Annotated in this window: 2 protein-coding genes; both read left to right on the forward strand. The window is 63.6% G+C overall.

Features of this window, described 5'->3' with window-relative positions; translation table 11 throughout:
• The coding region (locus tag V6C16_RS13495; RefSeq protein ID WP_333543467.1) for a 4'-phosphopantetheinyl transferase superfamily protein at nt 1-550 on the forward strand (550 nt) is incomplete at its 5' end.
• Nucleotides 551-682: 132 nt separating this feature from the next.
• On the forward strand, nt 683-1311 hold a 629-nt coding region (gene trmD / locus V6C16_RS13500), incomplete at its 3' end, for a tRNA (guanosine(37)-N1)-methyltransferase TrmD (RefSeq protein WP_333543468.1).

The raw sequence follows: 1311 nt of genomic DNA on the forward strand, positions 1-1311 counted from the left end.
TCTGGCGGCCTTTTGTGCCGCACGGCACCTCAAGGACGAGCAGTCCGCTGCCTTGTGCCGCCAGATTTCCGACCCGGAAGAAACCACGCACCCCCGCGAAGAAAGCCGCCCCTGTCTGGCGCTGGACGCCGAGGCGCTGAACAGCCTTCCTCCTGCCGGGCGCGCCTTTACTGCCGGGGAGATGTCCGCGCCTCTGGGCGAGGCATTTCATGCCCGCGAAAGCCTGCGCCGCTGGACAGTAAAAGAAGCCCTGCTCAAGGCTGCGGGGCTGGGCCTCAGCCGGGATCCCTACCTTGTGCACAGTGGCCGTTACGGCCAGCGTCAGGGACAGTCGCAATTTTATCACAAGGCCGACACGTTCCATTTTGCCGGCGAGGGGCATGCGGAAGCCGCGCCTCCCTACAGGCACATCAACTGGCAACTTGTACCCTGTGCGGGACATTGGGTCTGTGTGGCGGCCCCGGCACAGCCCGGCCGTTTACTGTCCGTAGCCAGACGTCCCCTGCGCGCGCACTGGCCCGCCATTCTTGCGGAACTGCCCAAAACGTAAGCCGCCCCGGCGGGCAGATTCGGTTGCAAAACAGGCCGGGATACAAAGCAGGCCCGGCCACAAACCGTCCCGGCCGGCCGCACCGGCAATCCTTTCCTTGCAAGGCGGGACAATTTGCGGCACTCTCCGCCCATGCCGCGTTTTCATATAGTCTCGCTCTTTCCCGAATTTTTCGGTTCGCCTCTGTCGACGGCCCTTATGGGGCGCGCGCGCGAGGCGGGCCTTGTGGATTTTTCTTTTCATGATCCGCGCGATTTCAGCACCAGCAAGCATCGCCATGTGGACGACCGCCCCTATGGCGGCGGGCCCGGCATGGTCATGCAGGGCGAACCCCTGGCCGGGGCGCTGCGCTCCATTGAAAAGCCCGGGCGCATTCTGCTCATGGCCCCCGGCGGCCGCCCTTTCACCCAGAATATGGCACGGCAGATCGCTGAAGAAGAGGACCTGACCATCGTCTGCGGACGCTATGAAGGCATTGATGCCCGTCTGCTGGACATTTTTCCCATTGAGCCAACAAGCGTTGGCGATGTGGTGCTCAATGGCGGCGAAACGGCGGCCCTGGCCGTTGTGGAGGCCGTCTCGCGCCTGATGCCCGGCTTTATGGGCAAAGAGGAATCCGGAGAGGACGAAAGTTTTTCAAACGGCCTGCTGGAATATCCGCACTATACCCGACCAGAAACACTGGAGGGGCTGCCCGTTCCCCCGGTGCTGCTTGGCGGCGACCATGCCCGCATAGCGCAATGGCGGCGGCGGCAATCGGT

The sequence above is a fragment of the Desulfovibrio sp. 1188_IL3213 genome (assembly GCF_036763145.1).
Lineage (GTDB): Bacteria > Desulfobacterota > Desulfovibrionia > Desulfovibrionales > Desulfovibrionaceae > Desulfovibrio.